The sequence below is a fragment of the Streptomyces sp. NPDC018693 genome (assembly GCF_044391385.1).
Taxonomy (GTDB): domain Bacteria; phylum Actinomycetota; class Actinomycetes; order Streptomycetales; family Streptomycetaceae; genus Streptomyces.
Genome location: NZ_JBIRZZ010000010.1, coordinates 203,463 through 221,216 on the forward strand (window position 1 = coordinate 203,463; position 17,754 = coordinate 221,216).

The 17,754-nt window shown below is 72.4% G+C and carries 13 protein-coding genes; 5 read left to right on the forward strand and 8 right to left on the reverse strand.

Annotated features, from left to right (window positions below):
* Positions 1-47: 47 nt before the first annotated feature.
* Both ACH5AC_RS25705 and ACH5AC_RS25710 read right to left on the reverse strand, forming a co-directional pair.
* Positions 48-2,630, reverse strand: coding sequence for an ABC transporter permease (locus ACH5AC_RS25705; RefSeq protein ID WP_398864521.1), 2,583 nt, complete (start codon positions 2,628-2,630; stop codon positions 48-50).
* Complete coding sequence (locus tag ACH5AC_RS25710; RefSeq protein WP_398864522.1) at positions 2,627-3,415, reverse strand: ABC transporter ATP-binding protein; 789 nt, start codon at positions 3,413-3,415, stop codon at positions 2,627-2,629. The genes ACH5AC_RS25705 and ACH5AC_RS25710 overlap by 4 nt, the downstream gene beginning before the upstream one ends.
* A gap of 481 nt (positions 3,416-3,896) precedes the next feature.
* Between ACH5AC_RS25710 and ACH5AC_RS25715 the strand changes: the two genes are divergently transcribed.
* From ACH5AC_RS25715 to ACH5AC_RS25725, 3 genes are all read left to right on the forward strand, one after another.
* Positions 3,897-5,459: an MFS transporter gene (locus tag ACH5AC_RS25715; RefSeq protein ID WP_398864523.1), complete on the forward strand. Its 1,563-nt coding sequence runs from the start codon at positions 3,897-3,899 to the stop codon at positions 5,457-5,459.
* 294 nt (positions 5,460-5,753) lie between these two features.
* A complete protein-coding gene (locus tag ACH5AC_RS25720; RefSeq protein WP_398864524.1) occupies positions 5,754-6,200 on the forward strand; it encodes a DUF485 domain-containing protein in 447 nt (148 codons plus the stop codon).
* Positions 6,197-7,846, forward strand: a complete 1,650-nt coding sequence (locus ACH5AC_RS25725; protein WP_398864525.1) for a cation acetate symporter — start codon at positions 6,197-6,199, stop codon at positions 7,844-7,846. Before ACH5AC_RS25720 ends, ACH5AC_RS25725 begins: the two co-directional genes overlap by 4 nt.
* A gap of 308 nt (positions 7,847-8,154) precedes the next feature.
* Here ACH5AC_RS25725 and ACH5AC_RS25730 read toward each other — a convergent pair whose 3' ends face one another.
* The 6 genes from ACH5AC_RS25730 to ACH5AC_RS25755 form a co-directional block, all read right to left on the reverse strand.
* A complete protein-coding gene (locus tag ACH5AC_RS25730) occupies positions 8,155-8,730 on the reverse strand; it encodes a GNAT family N-acetyltransferase (RefSeq protein ID WP_398864526.1) in 576 nt (191 codons plus the stop codon).
* Positions 8,731-8,805: 75 nt separating this feature from the next.
* A complete protein-coding gene (locus ACH5AC_RS25735; protein WP_398864527.1) occupies positions 8,806-9,759 on the reverse strand; it encodes a sigma-70 family RNA polymerase sigma factor in 954 nt (317 codons plus the stop codon).
* 21 nt (positions 9,760-9,780) lie between these two features.
* Entirely contained in the window at positions 9,781-10,995 is a 1,215-nt protein-coding gene (locus ACH5AC_RS25740) for an NAD(P)/FAD-dependent oxidoreductase (RefSeq protein WP_398864528.1), read from the reverse strand.
* 86 nt (positions 10,996-11,081) lie between these two features.
* The gene (locus ACH5AC_RS25745) at positions 11,082-11,966 is read right to left on the reverse strand and encodes a cellulose-binding protein (protein WP_398864529.1); all 885 of its coding nucleotides are present in this window, start codon (positions 11,964-11,966) and stop codon (positions 11,082-11,084) included.
* Between the two features lie 198 nt (positions 11,967-12,164).
* Positions 12,165-15,185 (reverse strand): SUKH-4 family immunity protein, encoded by a 3,021-nt coding sequence (locus ACH5AC_RS25750; RefSeq protein WP_398864530.1) that lies wholly within the window; start codon positions 15,183-15,185, stop codon positions 12,165-12,167.
* A 9-nt stretch (positions 15,186-15,194) separates the two neighbouring features.
* The gene (locus ACH5AC_RS25755; protein WP_398864531.1) at positions 15,195-16,190 is read right to left on the reverse strand and encodes an SMI1/KNR4 family protein; all 996 of its coding nucleotides are present in this window, start codon (positions 16,188-16,190) and stop codon (positions 15,195-15,197) included.
* Positions 16,191-16,550: 360 nt separating this feature from the next.
* Here ACH5AC_RS25755 and ACH5AC_RS25760 point away from each other — a divergent pair, with 360 nt between their 5' ends.
* Both ACH5AC_RS25760 and ACH5AC_RS25765 read left to right on the forward strand, forming a co-directional pair.
* Complete coding sequence (locus tag ACH5AC_RS25760) at positions 16,551-17,189, forward strand: YwqJ-related putative deaminase (protein WP_398864532.1); 639 nt, start codon at positions 16,551-16,553, stop codon at positions 17,187-17,189.
* Between the two features lie 65 nt (positions 17,190-17,254).
* Complete coding sequence (locus ACH5AC_RS25765; RefSeq protein ID WP_398864533.1) at positions 17,255-17,749, forward strand: SUKH-3 domain-containing protein; 495 nt, start codon at positions 17,255-17,257, stop codon at positions 17,747-17,749.
* The last annotated feature ends 5 nt before the right edge of the window (positions 17,750-17,754 follow it).

The following is a 17,754-nucleotide window of genomic DNA, read 5'->3' on the forward strand; positions in this document are numbered from 1 at the left end:
GCCGGGTCGTTTTCCCCGTGACCCCCGTTCACGGGGTGGTCGTGCCCCTAGTCGGTCGCGATGGCGTTCAGGACGTTCATGCGGCCGGCCCGGAAGGCCGGGATGAGGGCGGCGAAGAGGCCGACGAAGGCGGAGCCGATGAAGACGCCCGTGATGGTCGGCCAGGGGATCTCCAGGACCGTCAGGCCCTCCAGGGCGAGGAGTTTCTGGGCGGTGGCGCCCCAGCCCATGCCGAGGCCGAGGCCGAGGAGGGCGCCGAAGAGGGCGATGACGACCGACTCCATGCGGATCATGCGGCGCAGCTGGCGGCGGGAGAGGCCGATGGCGCGCATGAGGCCGATCTCGCGGGTGCGTTCGACGACCGAGAGGGCCAGGGTGTTCACGACGCCCAGGACCGCGACGATGATCGCGAGGGCGAGGAGGCCGTAGATGAGGTTGAGGAGCTGGCCGACCTGGTCCTTCAGGGCTTCCTTGTAGTCGGTCTGGTCGCGGACGGTGTACTGCGGGTAGTCGTGCAGCGCGGACTTCAGGGCCGTGTACGCCGCCTCCTGCTGGCCGTCCTTCGCCGCGGCGAAGACCAACTGGTCGAGGGGCATCTTGTCGGCGGGGATGTACTTGGCCATCGTCGCGATCGACGTGTACATCGCGCCCTGGTCGATGACGACGTCGCTGCTGGTGATCGCCCGGACCGTGAGGTCGGCGGTCCGGCCGTCCTTGAAGGCGACCTTCACCGTGGAGCCGAGCTGGATGCCGTGGTCCTTGGCGAACTCCTCGTGCACGGACATCGAGTCGGGCTTGTAGGCGTCCGCGAGGTTGCCGGCGACCGTCTCGGCGCGCACATCGGTGGCGTAGGTCGGGTCGGCGCCGGTGATCGCGGTCTTCTTGAGGGTCTTGCCGTCGGGGGTGGTGAAGTCGGCCTGGGTCCACTTGTACTCGGTGACGTGCTCCAGGCCGGGCGTGGCCTTGACCGCCTCGACCGCCTGCGGGGTGAGCCGCTGGCCGGTGTCCGACTGGATGATGAAGTCCGTGCCGACGCTCTTGTCGAGCTCCTCGGTCGCCGAGGCCACCATGGAGGAGCCGACCACCGACAGGCAGGCGACCAGCGCGAGGCCGATCATCAGGGCGGCGCCCGTGGCGCCCGTACGGCGCGGGTTGCGCAGGGCGTTGCGTTCGGCCATCCGGCCGACCGGGCCGAAGACGCGCAGCAGGACGGCGCCCAGGACGCGCACCACGCCCCCCGCGAGGAGCGGGCCGATGATGACGAAGCCGATCAGGGTGAGCACGACGCCGAGGCCCAGCCACAGCGAGCCCTCGCTGGCCTTGTCGGCGTTCGCGCATACATAGAGCGCATAGACGCCCGCGCCGGTCAGCAGGAGGCCGATGACGGCGCGTACGGCGCCCGCCTTGGCGTCGGCGGGGGCGTGCGCGTCGCGCAGCGCGGCCATCGGGGAGACCTTGCCGGCCCGCCGGGCGGGCAGGTAGGCGGCCAGGACCGTGACGACGACGCCCAGCACCAGGCCGATCACCGGGGTGGTCCAGGCGATCGTCAGATCGTCCGTGGACAGGTTCATGCCCAACTGGCCCATGAGCTTCATCAGGCCGATCGCGATGCCGACGCCCGCGCCGACCCCGAGGACGGCGCCGACGAAGCCCAGCAGCAGTGCCTCGACCAGTACCGACCGGTTGACCTGCTTGCGGCTGGAGCCGATGGCGCGCATCAGGCCGATCTCACGGGTGCGCTGGGCCACCAGCATCGAGAACGTGTTGATGATCAGGAAGATGCCGACCAGGAAGGCGATCCCGGCGAAGCCGAGCATGGCGTACTTCATCACGTTCAGGAAGTCGCCGACGTCCTCGCGGTTGGCGTCGGCGGTCTCCTTGGCCGTCTGCACCTTGTACTCGCCGCCGCCGAGCGCCGCCGTCACGTTCTGCTTCAGCTGCGCGTCGCTGACGCCGCTCGCCGCGGTGACGTTGACGTTCGTGTAGACGTCGGTCTCGCCGACCAGGGTCTGCTGGGCGGTCTTCGTGTCCAGGTAGAAGATCGCCGCGCCGGGGTTGGTGACCTCGAAGGAGGCTATGCCGGAGATCTTCGCCTTGTGCGTGCCGACCGCCGTGATCACGCCGATCTCGTCGCCGAGCTTCAGGTCGTGCTTGTCGGCGGTGTCGGCGTCCACCATGATCTGGTCGGCGCTCTTCGGCGCCGTACCGGAGGAGATCTTCATGGTGCGGGCGTCGTTGGCGTTCCAGTTGCCGACGATGGTCGGCGCGCCGCCGGACGGGGACAGGCTGTCCTTGTCGGCGTCCACGACGGTGACGGACGTCGAGAAGACCGTCCCCTCCGCCGCCTGCACGCCCTGCGCGCCCTTCACCTTGTCCAGCACGGAGGCCGGCATGACCGGCGGCTTGCCGTTCTCGGACTGTGTCTCCCCGGTGTCCGAGGCGCTCTTGGCGCTCACCGTGACATCGGAGGAGGTGGCGGCGAACAGCTTGTCGAACGTCGTGTTCATCGTGTCGGTGAACACCAGCGTGCCGCAGACGAAGGCCACCGACAGCAGGACCGCCACGGCGGACAGGGCCATGCGTCCCTTGTGCGCGAAGAAGTTGCGCATCGAGGTCTTCATGACGGTCATGACGTGCGCCCCCGGGCGTCGAAGTCCTTCATGCGGTCCAGGACCTGCTCGGCGGTCGGGTTGTACATCTCGTCGACGATCCGGCCGTCGGCGAGGTACAGCACCCGGTCCGCGTACGACGCGGCCACCGGGTCGTGCGTGACCATCACGATGGTCTGGCCGAGTTCGTCGACGGACTTGCGCAGGAAGCCGAGGACTTCGGCACCCGCGCGCGAGTCGAGGTTTCCGGTCGGCTCGTCACCGAAGATGATCTCGGGGCGGGCGGCCAGGGCGCGGGCCACGGCGACGCGCTGCTGCTGACCGCCGGAGAGCTGGGTCGGACGGTGCTTGAGCCGCCCGGCGAGGCCGACGGTCTCCACGACCCGGTCCAGCCACGCGCTGTCCGGCTTGCGGCCGGCGATGTCCATGGGAAGCGTGATGTTCTCCAGCGCGTTCAGCGTCGGCAGCAGGTTGAACGCCTGGAAGATGAACCCGATCCGGTCCCGGCGCAGCTGCGTGAGCTTCTTGTCCTTCAGGCCGGTGATCTCGGTCTCGTCCAGGTAGATCTGACCGCTCGTCACGGTGTCGAGTCCGGCGAGGCAGTGCATCAGCGTGGACTTGCCCGACCCCGAAGGGCCCATGATCGCGGTGAACTGTCCGCGGGCGATGTCCACGTCGACATGGTCGAGCGCGACGACCCGGGTCTCCCCGGACCCGTACGCCTTCACGACCTGCCGCGCCCGCGCGGCAACGGCCGTACGCCCTCCAGTGCCCCCGTGCCTGGGAATGGTCACAGCCGATGTCACGGTAAGTCTCCTATGTCGGTCAGCGAGATGGCATGCGCCCTCACGGGCGCGGTGATGCGTAGTGCGTACTGCTTGCTGCTCGGTACGACGTCCAGTCTTCCGGCGGGACGGGGTGCTGCGCGCTGGTGCTCGGCACCGTCTTTCCGGGGGGTTAACCCCACCCTCGCGAGGTGGGGATGTCCGCCCCGTCGCCGCCCCCTTTGTCGTCCCGTTGCCGCCCCCGACGGCGTAAAGCCAGGTTAAGGAGGGACCCGCGGCCTTCTCCTCCTCCGGCGGTACGAACCCTCCCCGAGCCGTAGTACGGAGGTACCCCTAGGGGCTGTCCACCCTTGGGAGGAGTACCCCTAGGGGGCGCTCCTTCCCGCGGCCCCGCCAGCCTCCACCCTGACGCCGCGTGAAGGTCAACCCTGCCCTTGTCGCGGGCGCGGATGGGAAGCTGTCCCCCGGCAGATAGCTGCAAGGGACACGGGAGGTCTCCGGGGTGAGCGGTACGAGTCCTGCGACACGTGACGGCGCCGCACCACGCACCGGAACCGACCGGCGGGGCACGGTCGTCGCCGCCCTGATGCTCGCGATGGCGCTGGCCGCCCTCGACGCGACCGTCGTCTCCACCGCCGTACCGCAGATCGTGGGCGACCTCGGCGGGTTCTCGGTGTTCTCCTGGCTGTTCAGCGGCTATCTGCTCGCCGTCACGGTCACCCTGCCCGTCTACGGCAAGCTCTCCGACACCTTCGGCCGCAAGCCGGTGCTGGTGGCCGGCGCCGCCCTGTTCCTGCTCGGCTCGCTGCTGTGCGCGCTGGCGTGGAACATGGGCGCGCTGATCGCGTTCCGGATCGTGCAGGGGCTGGGCGGCGGGGCGCTGCAGGGCACGGTGCAGACGCTCGCGGCCGATCTGTACCCCCTGGAGCAGCGGCCGAAGATCCAGGCGAAGCTGTCGACGGTGTGGGCGGTGTCGGCGGTCGCGGGGCCCGGGCTGGGCGGGGTGCTGGCCGCCTACGCGGACTGGCGGTGGATCTTCCTCATCAACCTGCCGATCGGGGCGGTGGCGTTGTGGCTGATCGTCCGTCACCTGCAGGAGCCGGGGAGGGTGTCGTCGTCACGCGCGCGTGAGGGGGCGGTATCGGCTGCGCTTGAGGGAGAAGGGCGTGCGGGAAGCACAGAGGTACGCGCGCGGGTCGACTGGGCGGGTGCACTGGCCGTGTTCGCGTGCGGGGGTGTGCTGCTGACGGCGTTGGTGCAGGGCGGCGTGGCCTGGCCGTGGCTGTCGGCGACGTCGCTGGGGCTGTTCGGGGCGGGGCTGGCGCTGGTGGCGGTCGTGGTGCTGGTCGAGCGCCGGGCGGCGGAGCCGATCATCCCGGGGTGGGTGTGGCGGAGGCGCACGATCGTGGCGGTGAACCTGGCGCTGGCCGCGCTGGGGCTGCTGATGGTGGCGCCGACGGTCTTCCTGCCGACGTACGCCCAGTCGGTGCTGGGGCTTGGCCCGGTGGCCGCCGGGTTCGTGCTCTCGGTGTGGACGCTGAGCTGGCCGGTGTCGGCGGCGCTGAGTCAGCACGTATACCGCAGGATCGGCTTCCGCAACACGGCGATGCTCGGCATCGGCTCGGCCGCGCTGATCCTGTTCGCCTTCCCCTTCCTGCCGTACCCGGGGCACGCCTGGCAGCCGGCCCTGCTGATGCTCCTGCTCGGCGCGGCTCTGGGTCTCTTCCAGCTCCCGCTGATCGTGGGCGTGCAGTCGACCGTGGGCTGGGCGGAGCGGGGCACGACGACGGCGTCGGTGCTGTTCTGCCGGCAGACCGGCCAGACGGTCGGCGCGGCGGTCTTCGGGGCGGTGGCGAACGGCGTGCTGGCGGCGCGGCTGGGCGGCGCGGGCGACCTGGAGTCGGTGACGCGGGCCCTCGGCTCCGGTACGGCGCCGGAGACCACGCGGCGGGCCATCGCGGACGCGGTGCACGCGGTGTACCTGGGAGCGGCGTGCGCGGCGGCGCTGGCGTTCGTGGTGCTGGTGGTCGTGGCGCCGCGGCGGTTCCCGGTGCTCGAGGAGTGAGCGGGCGCTGAAGAGGGAGTCGCCACTCAAGGAATGAGCCGGCACTCAAGAGTGAGTCGCCGCTCAAGCGGTGAGTCGGCACTGAAGAGGCGAGCTGACCGGCCGTCAATTGTCGGAGTTAACGGGGGTAACACCCCAGGTCAGACCCGGGATGCGCATAGTAAGCGCATACCGACCACTTAGTTTGCCGAAAAGCTCGACCAGCTTGGCTACTGCCGAGTAGCGTGCGTGAGCCACTCCCCCCACCTCCCTGCGGTCCGCCGCCACGGACCCGAGCCGCGCAAGGAGTTCGGGATGTCCCACGACCCGTTCCCGCCGTCGTATCCACCGCCCTACCCACCGCCGTACGAACCGTCACGGTTGACGTACCCGTGGCAGCCACCCGCGCCTCCCGCTCCCGAGCCGCCGCGGCGCCCAACCGTGCACGCCCCGCTCGGCCACCACAGCGACCTGCGGCGGCTGCGCGGCGCCTACCGCTGGCAGCGGCGCGTCGCCACGCTGACCGCCCTCGGTTACTTCGTCGTCTTCCTCGTCCTGTCGGCGTGCGCGCCGACCCTGATGACGGCCCGCGTCTCCGACGGACTCCCCGCCGGACTGCTGCTCGCCCTCCTCCAACTCCCCGTCACCTGGATGGCGATCGCCCTGTACGAGCACACCGCGCGCCGCCACGTCGACCCCCTCGCCCGGCTCATCCGCCGACAGGCCGAGGTCGACGCGAAGCGGGAGGCGGCGGCGCGATGAGCCTGATGCTGAGCGAACCCCTGGACGGCGGATCCCTGCTCCTGTTGGACGGCGACGCGCAGACGATGTCCCTCGTCGCCTTCACCGCCATCGCCACGATCACCCTGCTGCTGTGCGTGATGACCGGCCCGGACCGCGACGACCTCGACGAGTTCTACACCGGCTACCGCTCCCTCTCCCCGCTGCGCAACGGCCTCGCGATCGCCGGCGACTACATCTCGGCGGCCACCGTCCTCGGCACGACCGGCGTGATCGCGCTCTGCGGCTACGACGGGATCGTCCTGGCCCTCAGTACGGTGCTGTCGCTGATGCTGCTGATGTTCCTGCTGGCCGAACCCCTGCGCAACGCGGGCCGGTTCACCATGGGCGACGCGCTCGCCCGCCGTATGCCGGGGCGCGCGGTGCGCATCACGGCGTGCGCGGTGACGCTCGCGGCGCTGCTGCCGATGATGCTGGTGCAGCTCGCCGGCACCGGCCAACTCCTCGCCTTCATCCTCGGGTTCTCCGGCGACTCGCTGAAGACGGGCTGCGTCATCGGCATGGGCGTGCTGATGATCAGCTACGCGGCGATCGGCGGGATGAAGGGCACCGCCCTGATCCAGATGCTGAAGATCGTGATGCTGCTCGGCTCGGGCGCCGTCGTCGCCGTCCTGGTGCTGGCCCGCTTCGACGGCAACCCCGGCGCCCTGTTCGACGCGGCGGCACGCGGCAGCGGGGTCGGGGACGCCTTCCTGCGCTCGGGGCTGGAGTTCGCCGACGGCCGCTACCCGCGCGTCGACATGGTCACCTCGCAGCTGGCGGTGGTCCTGGGCGGCGCCTGCCTGCCGCACATCACCATGCGCATGTACACCGCCTCCAGCGCCCCGCAGGTGCGGCGCTCACTGTCCTGGGCGGTGTCCTGTGTGGCGCTGTTCGTGCTGGTGATCACGGTCGTCGGGTTCGGTGCGACGGCGCTGATCGGCCGCGCGGTGATCGCCGGGGCGGACCCGCAGGGCAACACCGCCTATCTGCTGGGCTCGCGGGCCGCGTTCGGCGCGGACATCTCCACCGGCGAGGCGCTGCTGTTCACGACGGTCACGACCGCCCTCTTCCTGACGGTCCTCGCCTCCGTCGCCGGGATGATCCTCGCCTGCGCCAACTCCCTCGCCCACGACATCTTCGCCGCCCGCGCGCGGGACCTCTCCCCACGCCGCGAAATGCTCCTGGCGCGCCTGTCCGCCCTGGCGGTCGGCGTGCCCACGGTGCTGCTGGCGGCCCAGGTGCAGCACCGCAGCCTCCAGCCGCTGGTCACCCTCGGCTTCTGCATCGGCGCCTCCGCCCTCGCACCCGCCCTGGTCTACAGCCTCTTCTGGCGCCGCTACACCCGTACGGGCCTGCTCGCCACGCTGATCGGCGGCACGCTCGCCGTGCTGGTGCTGATGCCGGGCACGAACCTCGTCTCCGGCTCCCCCGTCTCCGCCTTCCCCGAAGCCGACTTCAACTGGTTCCCCTTCACCACGACCGGCATCGTCACCATCCCCCTCGGCTTCGCCCTCGGCTGGCTCGGCACCGTCGTCTCCGGCCACCACAAGGCGGAGGAGCAGCGCCGGGAGTACGAGGCGGTGGAGGGGTGGATTCTGGCGGGGGCCGTGCGCAGGGAGAGTTGAGGGTGAGGGGCGTGGGCTGGGGGTGCGTCCATGGAAGGGGGCGTGCGCGTGGAGGTTCGCGCGGGCGTGTACGTCCTGCGCGGGCGCGGCCGTGGAGGTTCGCGCGGGCGTGTACGTAGAAGTTCCCGCTGGCGTGGGCATAGAGGTTCGCGCTGGCGTGGGCTCGAAGGCATGCGCGGCGCGGAGGAGTGTGTGCGGGCACGGAGGGGCGTGGAGGCGCGCGGAGCGGCGCGCAAGGGCGAGCGACGGCGGACCAGCCCGCGGTCCAGCCGACGTGGTCCATCCACCGCGGTCCGGCCCCGACGGCCTCAGGCCCCGCCCAGGAGGTGTTCGTCGTTCCACTGCGGGACCGTCGTCGTGCCGGCGTGCCAGTCACGGCGGAGGATCGCGTAGCCGACCGCGTCGTGGACCGCTCCGTCCTGCGCGGGCCAGGCGTCCCGGTAGTGGGCCTCCTTGACGTACCCGCAGCGGCGGAAGGTACGGCGCATCGCCACGTTGTCCTGGCGCGTGGTGCCCTCGATCCGCCGAATGTGCGGGAACGCGTCGAACAGATGGGCCGTCAGCCAGGTCAGGGCCTCAGCGCCGACGCCCCGGCCGCGAGCTCCGGCACGGACCCGCAGATCGAACAGGGGTGTGTCGTCCTCCAGGTCCATCAGCCGGACCATCCCGACCACGTCCGCGCCCGCGCCCACGCCCGCGTCGATCCAGAAGGTCCTGGTGCCGTCGTCGTCGTCGAAGTCGCCGTCCGCGATCCACGCCCGGGCCCGCTCCGGTTCGACCACGGCCCGGCTGTGGAACGGCCAGGTGTCCGCGGTGAGGAAGCCGACCAAGGCGTCGGTGTCGGCGGCGTCGGCGGGGTCGAAACGTCGGTAGGTGAGCTGCACGGCGCGACCCTAGGGACGCCAAGCGTGGATCGTGAAGCGCTTTTTCGGTACCGGACTCCTTTCCGCGACGTCAGGTCACCACTGGGCCATGAGCGGCGTGTCCGGTTCGTGCTGCCGCCACGCTCCCGTGATGCGGCCGAGGCGGGTGGGGGCGGCGATGCCGCGGACGGTCGCGATCCTGCCGTTGGTGATGTCGAACGTCACGGTGCCGACGACCTGGTCGCCGACCACGGCGAGCATGGCGGGGGCGCCGTTGACGAACGCGAAGTGGAGGGCGGGCGTGCCGCCGGCGAGTCGCCGTTTCGCGGGCGTGGGTTTGAAACCGGCCCGTGCGACGGCGGCGATGCGCTGCGGAGTGTCGAACTGCATCAGCTTCTCGGTCAGGCCGGCGCCGTCGGAGATCGCGGTCGCGTCGTCGGTGAGCAGTGCCACCAGCCGTTCCGTGCGGCCCGAGGTGGCGGCGGCGAGGAACTCCTCGACGATCCTGCGGGCGGATGCGGGGTCGACCTCGCCGCCGCGGCGGCGCGCGGCGGTGATGCGCTGCCGTGACCGGTGGAGGTGCTGCTGGCTCGCGGACTCGGTGATGTCGAGGATCTCGGCGATCTCGGCGTGACTGTGGGAGAACGCCTCGCGCAGGACGTAGACGGCCCGCTCCAGGGGTGACAGGCGCTCCATGAGGGTCAGTACGGCAAGGGAGACCGATTCGCGCTGCTCGAAGGTGTCGGCCGGGCCGAGCATCGGGTCGCCGTCGAGGAGTGGTTCGGGCAGCCAGGCACCGACGGTGCGTTCGCGGCGGGCCTGTGCCGAGCGGAGCCGGTCGAGGCACAGGTTGGTGACAACCTTGGTCAGCCATGCTTCCGGCACCCTGATGAGCTGCCGGTCGGCGGCCTGCCAGTGCAGGAACGCGTCCTGCACGGCGTCCTCGGCGTCGGCGGCGGACCCCAGCAGACGGTAGGCCAGCGAGGCCAGCCGGTCGCGGCTGGCCTCGAACAGGCTGGTGTCGAAGCGATCAGTGGCGGTGCTGTCCACGCGGATCACCCTAGGCGGACCCTAGGCGGCCACGCGACCGACGACCGCCTGCTCGGCGGACGCGTCCGGCGCGGCGGCCAGCCGGTGCCTGCGCTTGGGCAGGCCGAACGTCGGGTGCGAGGTGGCCCACAGCGAGCCCCTGAGGATGCCCGCCTTGATCCGCGCGGCCGTCCGGCCGCCCATGTACCTCGGCTTCGCCTGCCCTTCGCCGTCGACCAGCTGCAGGATCCCGTCCCGCCGCCCGAGGCTGATGTGGTTGCCCAGGTACTCCAGCTTGGTGTTCGGGATCTCGCGGCCCGTCAGGCGCCCCAGGATCGCGTCCGTGGCCTGCCGGCCGGTGTAGCCGGCCGAAGCGCAGGACATCGGCAGCGGCCGGCCGTTGTCGCCGATGGCGTAGGCGCTGTCGCCGGCGGCGTAGACGTTCGGGTGCGAGACCGACCGCATGGTGCGGTCGACGACGATCCGGCCGGACTCGGTGGCCTCCAGCCCACCGGCGGCGGCGATGGGGTCGACCGTGAACCCTGCCGTCCACACGGTCGCGTCGGACGCCAGGGCGGTGCCGTCGGCACACCGCACCCGCGTCGCTTCGACGGCTTCGACGGTGGTGTGCTCCAGAACGGTGATGCCCAGCCGGTCGCATGCCTGGCGCAGGTGGTCGCGGGCCCCGGCGGAGAGCCGGGCGCCCAGCTCGCCGCGCGCGACCAGCGCCACGGACAGGCCGGGCCGGGACTCGGCGATCTCGGTGGCGGTCTCGATGCCGGTCAACCCGTCGCCGACGACCACCACACTCCCGCCTTCGCCCCGTCGGCCCAGGCTGTCCAGGCGCTCGCACAGGCGCCGCGCCGAGGGCCTGGCGGCGACGTCGAAAGCGTGCTCGGCCGCGCCGGGGACGGCGTGGTCGTCGCCGTGGCTGCCGAGCGCGTACACCAGCGTGTCGTAGCCGAGTGCGCCGCCGCCGTCGGCGTCGGCCACGGCGACGATCCGGCGGTCGGGGTCGACGGCGGTGACGCGGGCCACGCGCAGCTGTACCCCGGTGCCCGCGAAGACGTCGGCGAGCTGCGGAGCCTCGATGTCCTGGCCGGCCGCCAGCTGGTGCAGCCGCATGCGCTGGACGAAGTCCGGCACGGCGTTGACCACGGTGATCTCGGCGTCCGCCGGGGACAGCCGGCGGGTCAGGTTCCCGGCCACGTAGGCCCCGGCATAGCCGGCGCCCAGGACGACAATGCGGTGCTTCATGTGCTGCTCCTGTCGGTTGGCTCGCTTCTCGGTGACTTGAGCGGAACAGCTCCCCGATTGCTGACAGGTACTTCATGTGATGTGGGTCACTCGATCGCGCGCCCTGTGAGGGCGCTCAGACTGTTGCGTACGTAGTCCATGTGGGCGCGTACGTCGTCCCAGCGCTCCCCGTGCTCACGCAGGACCCGTTCCGTCTCGCGGGCGATGCGGTCCTCGTGCAGACGGGCCTCGGCGAGGAGCTGTGAGGCACGCGCGCGGGCCTCCTCCTGGCGGCGGCCCGCCGACTCCTCGACCTCGGCGAGGGCCTGTTCCGCCTCCGACAGCGCGGCCTCGGCGCGCGCGGCGCGGTGGGCGTGGTGCGCGTCGAGGGCGGCGGCGCGCGCGGTGGCCTCACGCTCGACCTCGGCCCACCGCTCGGCGTGCTCCTTCTCCTGCTCGGCGAGCAGGCCGGCGGCGCGCCGGCGCGTCTCGCGCAGGGCGGTGAGCGCCTCGCCACGGTGCTCCTTCACCTCGCGACGCGCCGTGACGCGGATCTCGTCGGCCTCGGCGCGCGCCGCGAGCAACCGCTGGCAGGCGCGTTCCTCGGCCTCCGCGCGGAGCGCGTCCGCCTGCTCCCGCGCCGCCTCACGCACGCCGAGGGCGCGCGCCGCGGCCTGCGCGACGTGCTCCTGCGCCGCGCGCCGCGCTTGGTCGCGGACGGCTGCCGCCTCTTCCTCCCCGAGCTCGAAAAGGCGCCGTGCGCGCTCCCCGAGGGTGTCGTACGTCTGCGGTGGGAGCCCCTCGACGGCCTCGCGCAACCGGTCGACCTCCGCCCGCATCTCCTTGGCGAGCACGGTCAGCCGGGCGGCGCGCTCCCAGGCGGCGTCCCGTTCGGCGCAGAGCGCGGCGACACACGCCTCGACCTGCCGGGGCCGGTATCCGCGCCCGCGGACGGTCGCGAACCCGTACGGCGACACCGATGCGCTGCTCATACTGGAACCCCTCATTCCGAACGGTTTCGCGCACATCTTGAGGGATCAGACGGAAGTGCTCATAACGCGACACTCCGGGCGAAGGTCACGGTGGAGGCGCACACGGAAAAAGGGCTGGGCCCGGTCAGCCACGACCGGGCCCAAGCCCTCCAACACGCCGCCGTCAGCGGGGCTTCCGCGCCCCCGCCCGCATCCGCGTCACAGCAGGCCGTCCCACATCTGCTCCAGCAGCACCGACCACCAGCTCTCCGGCGATCCCAGAGCCGCCGGGTCCAGGGCGGCCAACTGGGCCTGGAAGTCGACGGTCCAGCGGCCCGCCTGCTCCTGGTTCAGGCCGAACCGCAGCCGCCACATCCGGCCGAGCAGCGCCAGACAGCGCTGGAACTCCGGCAGACCGGAGTTCACGAACTGCGGCGCCACGGGCACACCACCAGGCCCCGCCTCCACCGGCACCGCGACGATGTTCGCCGTGCCGTACTGCACACAGACGGCCCTGCCGAAGTCGCTGCCCATCACGAGGTACGACCCCGCGTCCGACGCTGGCTGCACCCCGCGCTCCTGCGCCAGCTCGGCCAGCGTCGGCACCGGACGGCCCGGCTGGGCCTGCGCCCAGAAGAACGGGCCCATGTCCGCCGGCAAACCCGCCACCACCAGCGTGTGCGCCACGATCGGCGGCACACCCTGCCGGGACACCGCGGCCTGCTCGAACCGGAAGATCCCCGGCCCGAACGCCGCCCCCAGTTCCTGCGCGATCGCCTCCGGCGGGACCGGCGGCGCGGGGTGCACCGGCGGCAACGGCGCACGCACCGGCGCGGGCCGCGCGGGACCGTCCGCCACCTGGTGCAACTCACCCTGGTGCGCCAGCAACTGCTGCATGCCCTGCTGCCGGCTCGCGTGATCCGTGCCGTACGGCGCGATGCTCGTGATGCGCGCCTGCGGCCACTGCTCCCTGATCATGCGCGCGCAGTACGCGCCCGGCAGCTCGCACGACTCCAGCTCGGTGTGCAGCTCCAGCACCTGGTCCGGCGGCACGTTCATCGCCCGCAGCTCATGGAAGATCTGCCACTCCGGGTGCGGCGTCCCCGGCGCCGACCGCCGTATCACCTGCTGCTCCGAACCGTCCTGCGCCCGGTACCGCAGCACGGCCTGGTAGCCCGGGCCGACCGTCGGCTGACCGGTCGGCTGCTGCGGATACCCGTACGCCGACGGCTGCCCCGGCCCGGGCACACCCGGCGGCGGCACCGCATCCGGCGGCATCGGCTGCTGCGGGGCGCCCGGAGCCATACCGGGGGCGCCCGGAACACCGGGCGCGCCGGGGGCCTGCGGCGGAGGCGGAGGCCCACCAGGACCGCCCACCGGGGGCGCGGCCAGCATCGTCTCCGCATGGTGAACCGCCCCCCGCGCGCCGCCCGGCGCACCAGGTGCGGCGGGAGCGCCAGGGGCGCCGGGCGCGCCCGGGGGCTGCGGTGTCCCAGGGGCGCCCGGGGCCGCCGGTGCGCCAGGCGCGTTCGGCACGCGGGCGCCGGGCGGCTGCGGCGCGCCCCCGCCCGCACCCATACCCATGCTCCCCGGGTCGGCGAGCATCGTCGCGGCATGGTGCACACCACCCGGGGGCGTACCGCCGGGCGCGTTCGGTGGGGCGGGCGGATTCGGTGGGGCGGGCGGATTCGGCGCGCCAGGGACGCCAGGGGCGCCCGGCGCGTTGGGTGCACCCGGGGCGCCCGGAGCCGCCGGCCCGCCCTCAGGCCCGTCGGGCCCCAGCGCCGACACCAGCTGCGTGGGCACGTACGCGCCCCCCGAACCGCCCGGCGCGCCCGGCGGAGGAGGCATGCTCCCCGGACGCGCGCCCGGCGCACCCGGCGCGCCCGGAGGTGGTGGTGGCGTCACTCCACGCCCCCGGCGCGGCGGAGGCGCCGCCTTGCTGGTCGCGGCGTCGGCGATGTCACCGGCGTTCGGGGGGAGCGGGCGCCCCGGCGCGGGCGTGCCCTGCGCACCACCCGGCGGCGGAGTGCCCGGGCCGGCGGTCGCGGCGGCGGCACCGTGCGGGTGGCCGTACGACGGAGCGGCCGGAGGCGCGGGCGGCGGAGTGCTCCCCTGCGGCGCACCAGGCGCCGCCGGCGCACCAGGCCCACCAGGCGCCGGGTAGCCGTACCCGGCGGGCGGCGCAGGCGGCGTGTGCCCCGGGGCGTACGAGACGCCCGCGCCCTGCGAGCCCTGCGCGCCGGGCGCACCCGGAGCCCCCGGCGCCCCCAGCGCACCCGAAGCCCCACCCGGCGCAACCGACCCCGCAGGCGCCCCCGACTGACCCGGCGCGCCCGGCGCGTTCGGGTCCTCAAGCGCCGGCGCCAGCGCCGTCGGCGGAAGCTGGCTCCCACCCGACATCAGCGCCGTCTTGGCATCCGGCGTCGAAACAGGCGGCGTCTCCTCGTCGTCGGAACCGCTCAGCGGCGGCGCGAAGACAGTCGCCGGCAGCGGTACGGAACGGTCGTCCCCGACATCGGCGTTCGTGTCGGTCCCCGCCCACGGCGTGGCCCCGACCGGCGCGGCAGGCACACTGGGCGCTACAGGCACACCAGGCGAAGCAGGCGGCCCAGGCGCCGCACTCGCCGACGCACCGGCACCCACGCCGTCACCAGCAGGCACCCCACCCCGCGTCTCCGCAAGCCCACTCCCAGGCACCCCGGCCTGCGTCCGAGGCAACGACGGATCCGGCGTCACACTCCCCGCACCACTCCCCGTACCACTGCCCGCAGCACCCCCGGAAGCCCCCGAAGCCCCCGAAGCCCCGGAAGCCCCGGAACCACCAGAATCACCGGCCTCCCCAGAACCACCCCGCCGATCCGGAATCCCCAACTTGTCCGCCGCCTCCTGCAACCACTCCGGCGGCGACAGAAGAAACGACGTCTGATTCAGATCCACCCGCGCAGCAGCCGCCGGAGCCGACGGCACCGCGTCCTGCGGCCCCCCGTACTCCTCCTCGTACCGGCGGATCACCTCCCCCACCGGCAGCGCCGGCCACAACGTGGCCTCCCCGCTGTCCCGGGCGATCACCAGCCGCTGCGCACCACCGTCCGAACGCGGCCCGTCCGAACGGTCCTCCGCCCACACCACGAACCCGAGCTCGAACTCCCGCACCCGCACCTCACGATGCTGGTACGCGGGCACATCACCGTTGATCCACTCTTCCGCGCGCTCCTGCGCCTGCGCGAACGTCACCATCGCTTCAGCTCACTCCCCGCCCACGCCAGAAGAAACCGGAACGGCCCGTGCGAAACCGCCGTCCACCATCAGATTCGCCACCGTCTCCAACTCCGGCGGATTCCCCGCCAGTCGGGACAGAAAGGCATCGAAGTCCTCACCGCACGGCAGCAGCAGCCGCTCCACACGCACCGCCGGCGCCCACGTCGGATCCACGTCCCGCGCATCGTCGAACGCGCAGAACCACACCGAACCGATCCGCTCCCCCTTCACCTTCACGGCGAGCAGCCCGCCCTGCACGAAGCCGACACCCAGATAGTCCTTGGTGAGATGGTCCCGCAGGCACTTGTTCACGTACACCAGGTCGTTGACCGCCGCCTCGTCCCGCACCGTGAAGAACGGCTGGTCCACCAGCAGCCCCAACTCCGCGTCCAGCGCCGCACCCACCGGCGCACAGCCACCCGCCGCCTTCAGGAACGACCGGTAAGCCCCCGGCAGCCGGTAGCCGAGCTCCTCCTCGACCCCCTGCACCTGCGACTCCGTCACCGCCACACCCGACTTCGGCAGCCCGATGTGCGCCGGACGCGTCTCCTGCAACGGCCGCGTCCCACGCTTCGCCTGATCGACGTTCGCGGTCGCGATGCCCCCATGGTGCCGCAGCAGCGCCTTCACCTCGACCGGGATCAACTCAAGCCGCCGCGAACCCACCACGTGATGCCACGTCCAACCGTGCGGCGTCGCCACACTCGGCACCGTGTCCCACAACGCATGCCCCGTCGCCGCCAGCGCGGCGTTCGCCGACACATAGTCCGTCAACCGCAGTTCGTCGACACCGAAACCCTCCGGCGGATCGGCGATCTCCGCCACCGCACGGGCATACGGCGAAAAGTCGGGGAAGCCACGCTCATCCACCCGCACCCCTCTCGGGTGACGAGCGGCCCGAACCGGATCCGGGAAGTGAACGACCTGCCCGGCATACGCCGCGTTCGGCGGCGCGGCCTGCTCCCCGAGCCGACCTGTCGTCATGGCGGTTGCCCCCTGCGGCACTCTGTACGACCCCCGGCGACCGGTTCCGCTTCCGCTCTCGCTCGCAGGATCCGGCCCACCACGGCCCGTATTCGACTGTCTCCAACGGCACCGGCGCGCGTTGACCGCACTGTCGCGGTGCCGACAGCCTATGCGGTACGACGACACCGGTCACCGGGCCTCCGTTCGACAGCACCCACCCCCACTGTTCGACACCCACCACCCACCCTCCGGTTCCGTGACCAGCCGTCACCCCACCGTGACAGCACGCCCCGAACCGGGCGTGTCGCACCGCCCCAGCTTCCGCACCAGGCACGCGATTTGGCACCCTGGGGCAACCGGGGGGATGCTCAGGAGGGGATGACGATCATGAGCGCGACACAGACAGGACCACAGACGGGACCGCATACCGGACCGCGTACCGGGCCCCACAACGCCCCACACGCCACAGCCCGCACCGGCCCGAACACCAGCCCCACCACGGGCACCGACAGCGCCGCACACACCGCCGCCACCCCCTCCGGCGACCCCCGCATCGGCTGGAGCACCACCGACACCCCCCACGCACCCACCCTCCGCCACCGCCGCGACGGCATCCTCCCCACCGTCGCCGCCGCCCTCTCCGTACGCGGCGCCACCCTCACCGGCACCGCCGCCCGCGGCGACCAACCCCCACCCCTGCACCCCCTCGTCCAGGACTTCCTCGACACCCTCACCAGCACCCAACGCGACCGCTTCACCGGCCGCTGCGCCGAAACCATCCTCATCTCCCGCCACCTCGCCGCCGCCGACGCCACCCGCAGCAAACGCGCCGCCCGCAAACCCATGACCAACGGCGAAGCCCGCAAAGCCCTCAAACAGGCCAAACTCACCGCCCGCCGCATCCGCGAAGACGGCGACCCCCTCCACGGCAGCTTCGCCACCCCCTGCCGCGCCTGCGCCGCCCTCAGCGCCCACTTCGGCGTCCGCATCGTCGACCCCGCCGCAACCGAAGGCTGACCACACCCCGGCCCCCTCCCGCAGCAGGAAAGCCGCGACGAACCACCCAGAACGAACAAAGGCAGATGCACACCGACCGCACCTCCACCACCCGCTTCCCCGTCCCCGTCGACGCCGCCCTGCGCGCCGCCGGCTGGCAACCCGGACGCTGGGACATCAAACAAGCCGAAATCTGGGCCGACGCCCTACGCGAACACACCTCACCCGCCGGCCATCGCCACGCCGTCTTCCCCGCCGCCGTAGAAGCCTGGGCCGAATTCGGCGGACTCCACATCACCCCCACCGGCCCCGGCCGCCAAGTCGCCCCCGCCACCCTCCACCTCGACCCCCTCCACGGCCTCCACCTCGCCCGCACCCTCGGCGACCTCGGCCGCGCCCTCGACACCGAGATAAGCCCCCTCGGCACCGAGACCGACACCCAGGCACTCCTCGCCATCGACACCGAAGGCCGCGTCTACACCCTCGACCACACCGGCGACTGGTACCTCGGCCCCGACATCGACCACGCCCTCGGCGCCCTCATCGCCGGCACCGAACCCACCCGCCTCACCACAGCCTGAAACAC

Coding starts and splice junctions, on each gene's coding strand:
- ACH5AC_RS25705 (WP_398864521.1), bottom strand. CDS start 2,630: ATGACCGTCATGAAGACCTCGATGCGCAACTTCTTCGCGCACAAGGGA.
- ACH5AC_RS25720 (WP_398864524.1), top strand. CDS start 5,754: ATGTCCCACGACCCGTTCCCGCCGTCGTATCCACCGCCCTACCCACCG.
- ACH5AC_RS25725 (WP_398864525.1), top strand. CDS start 6,197: ATGAGCCTGATGCTGAGCGAACCCCTGGACGGCGGATCCCTGCTCCTG.
- ACH5AC_RS25740 (WP_398864528.1), bottom strand. CDS start 10,995: ATGAAGCACCGCATTGTCGTCCTGGGCGCCGGCTATGCCGGGGCCTAC.
- ACH5AC_RS25745 (WP_398864529.1), bottom strand. CDS start 11,966: ATGAGCAGCGCATCGGTGTCGCCGTACGGGTTCGCGACCGTCCGCGGG.
- ACH5AC_RS25750 (WP_398864530.1), bottom strand. CDS start 15,185: ATGGTGACGTTCGCGCAGGCGCAGGAGCGCGCGGAAGAGTGGATCAAC.
- ACH5AC_RS25755 (WP_398864531.1), bottom strand. CDS start 16,190: ATGACGACAGGTCGGCTCGGGGAGCAGGCCGCGCCGCCGAACGCGGCG.
- ACH5AC_RS25760 (WP_398864532.1), top strand. CDS start 16,551: ATGACGATCATGAGCGCGACACAGACAGGACCACAGACGGGACCGCAT.
- ACH5AC_RS25765 (WP_398864533.1), top strand. CDS start 17,255: ATGCACACCGACCGCACCTCCACCACCCGCTTCCCCGTCCCCGTCGAC.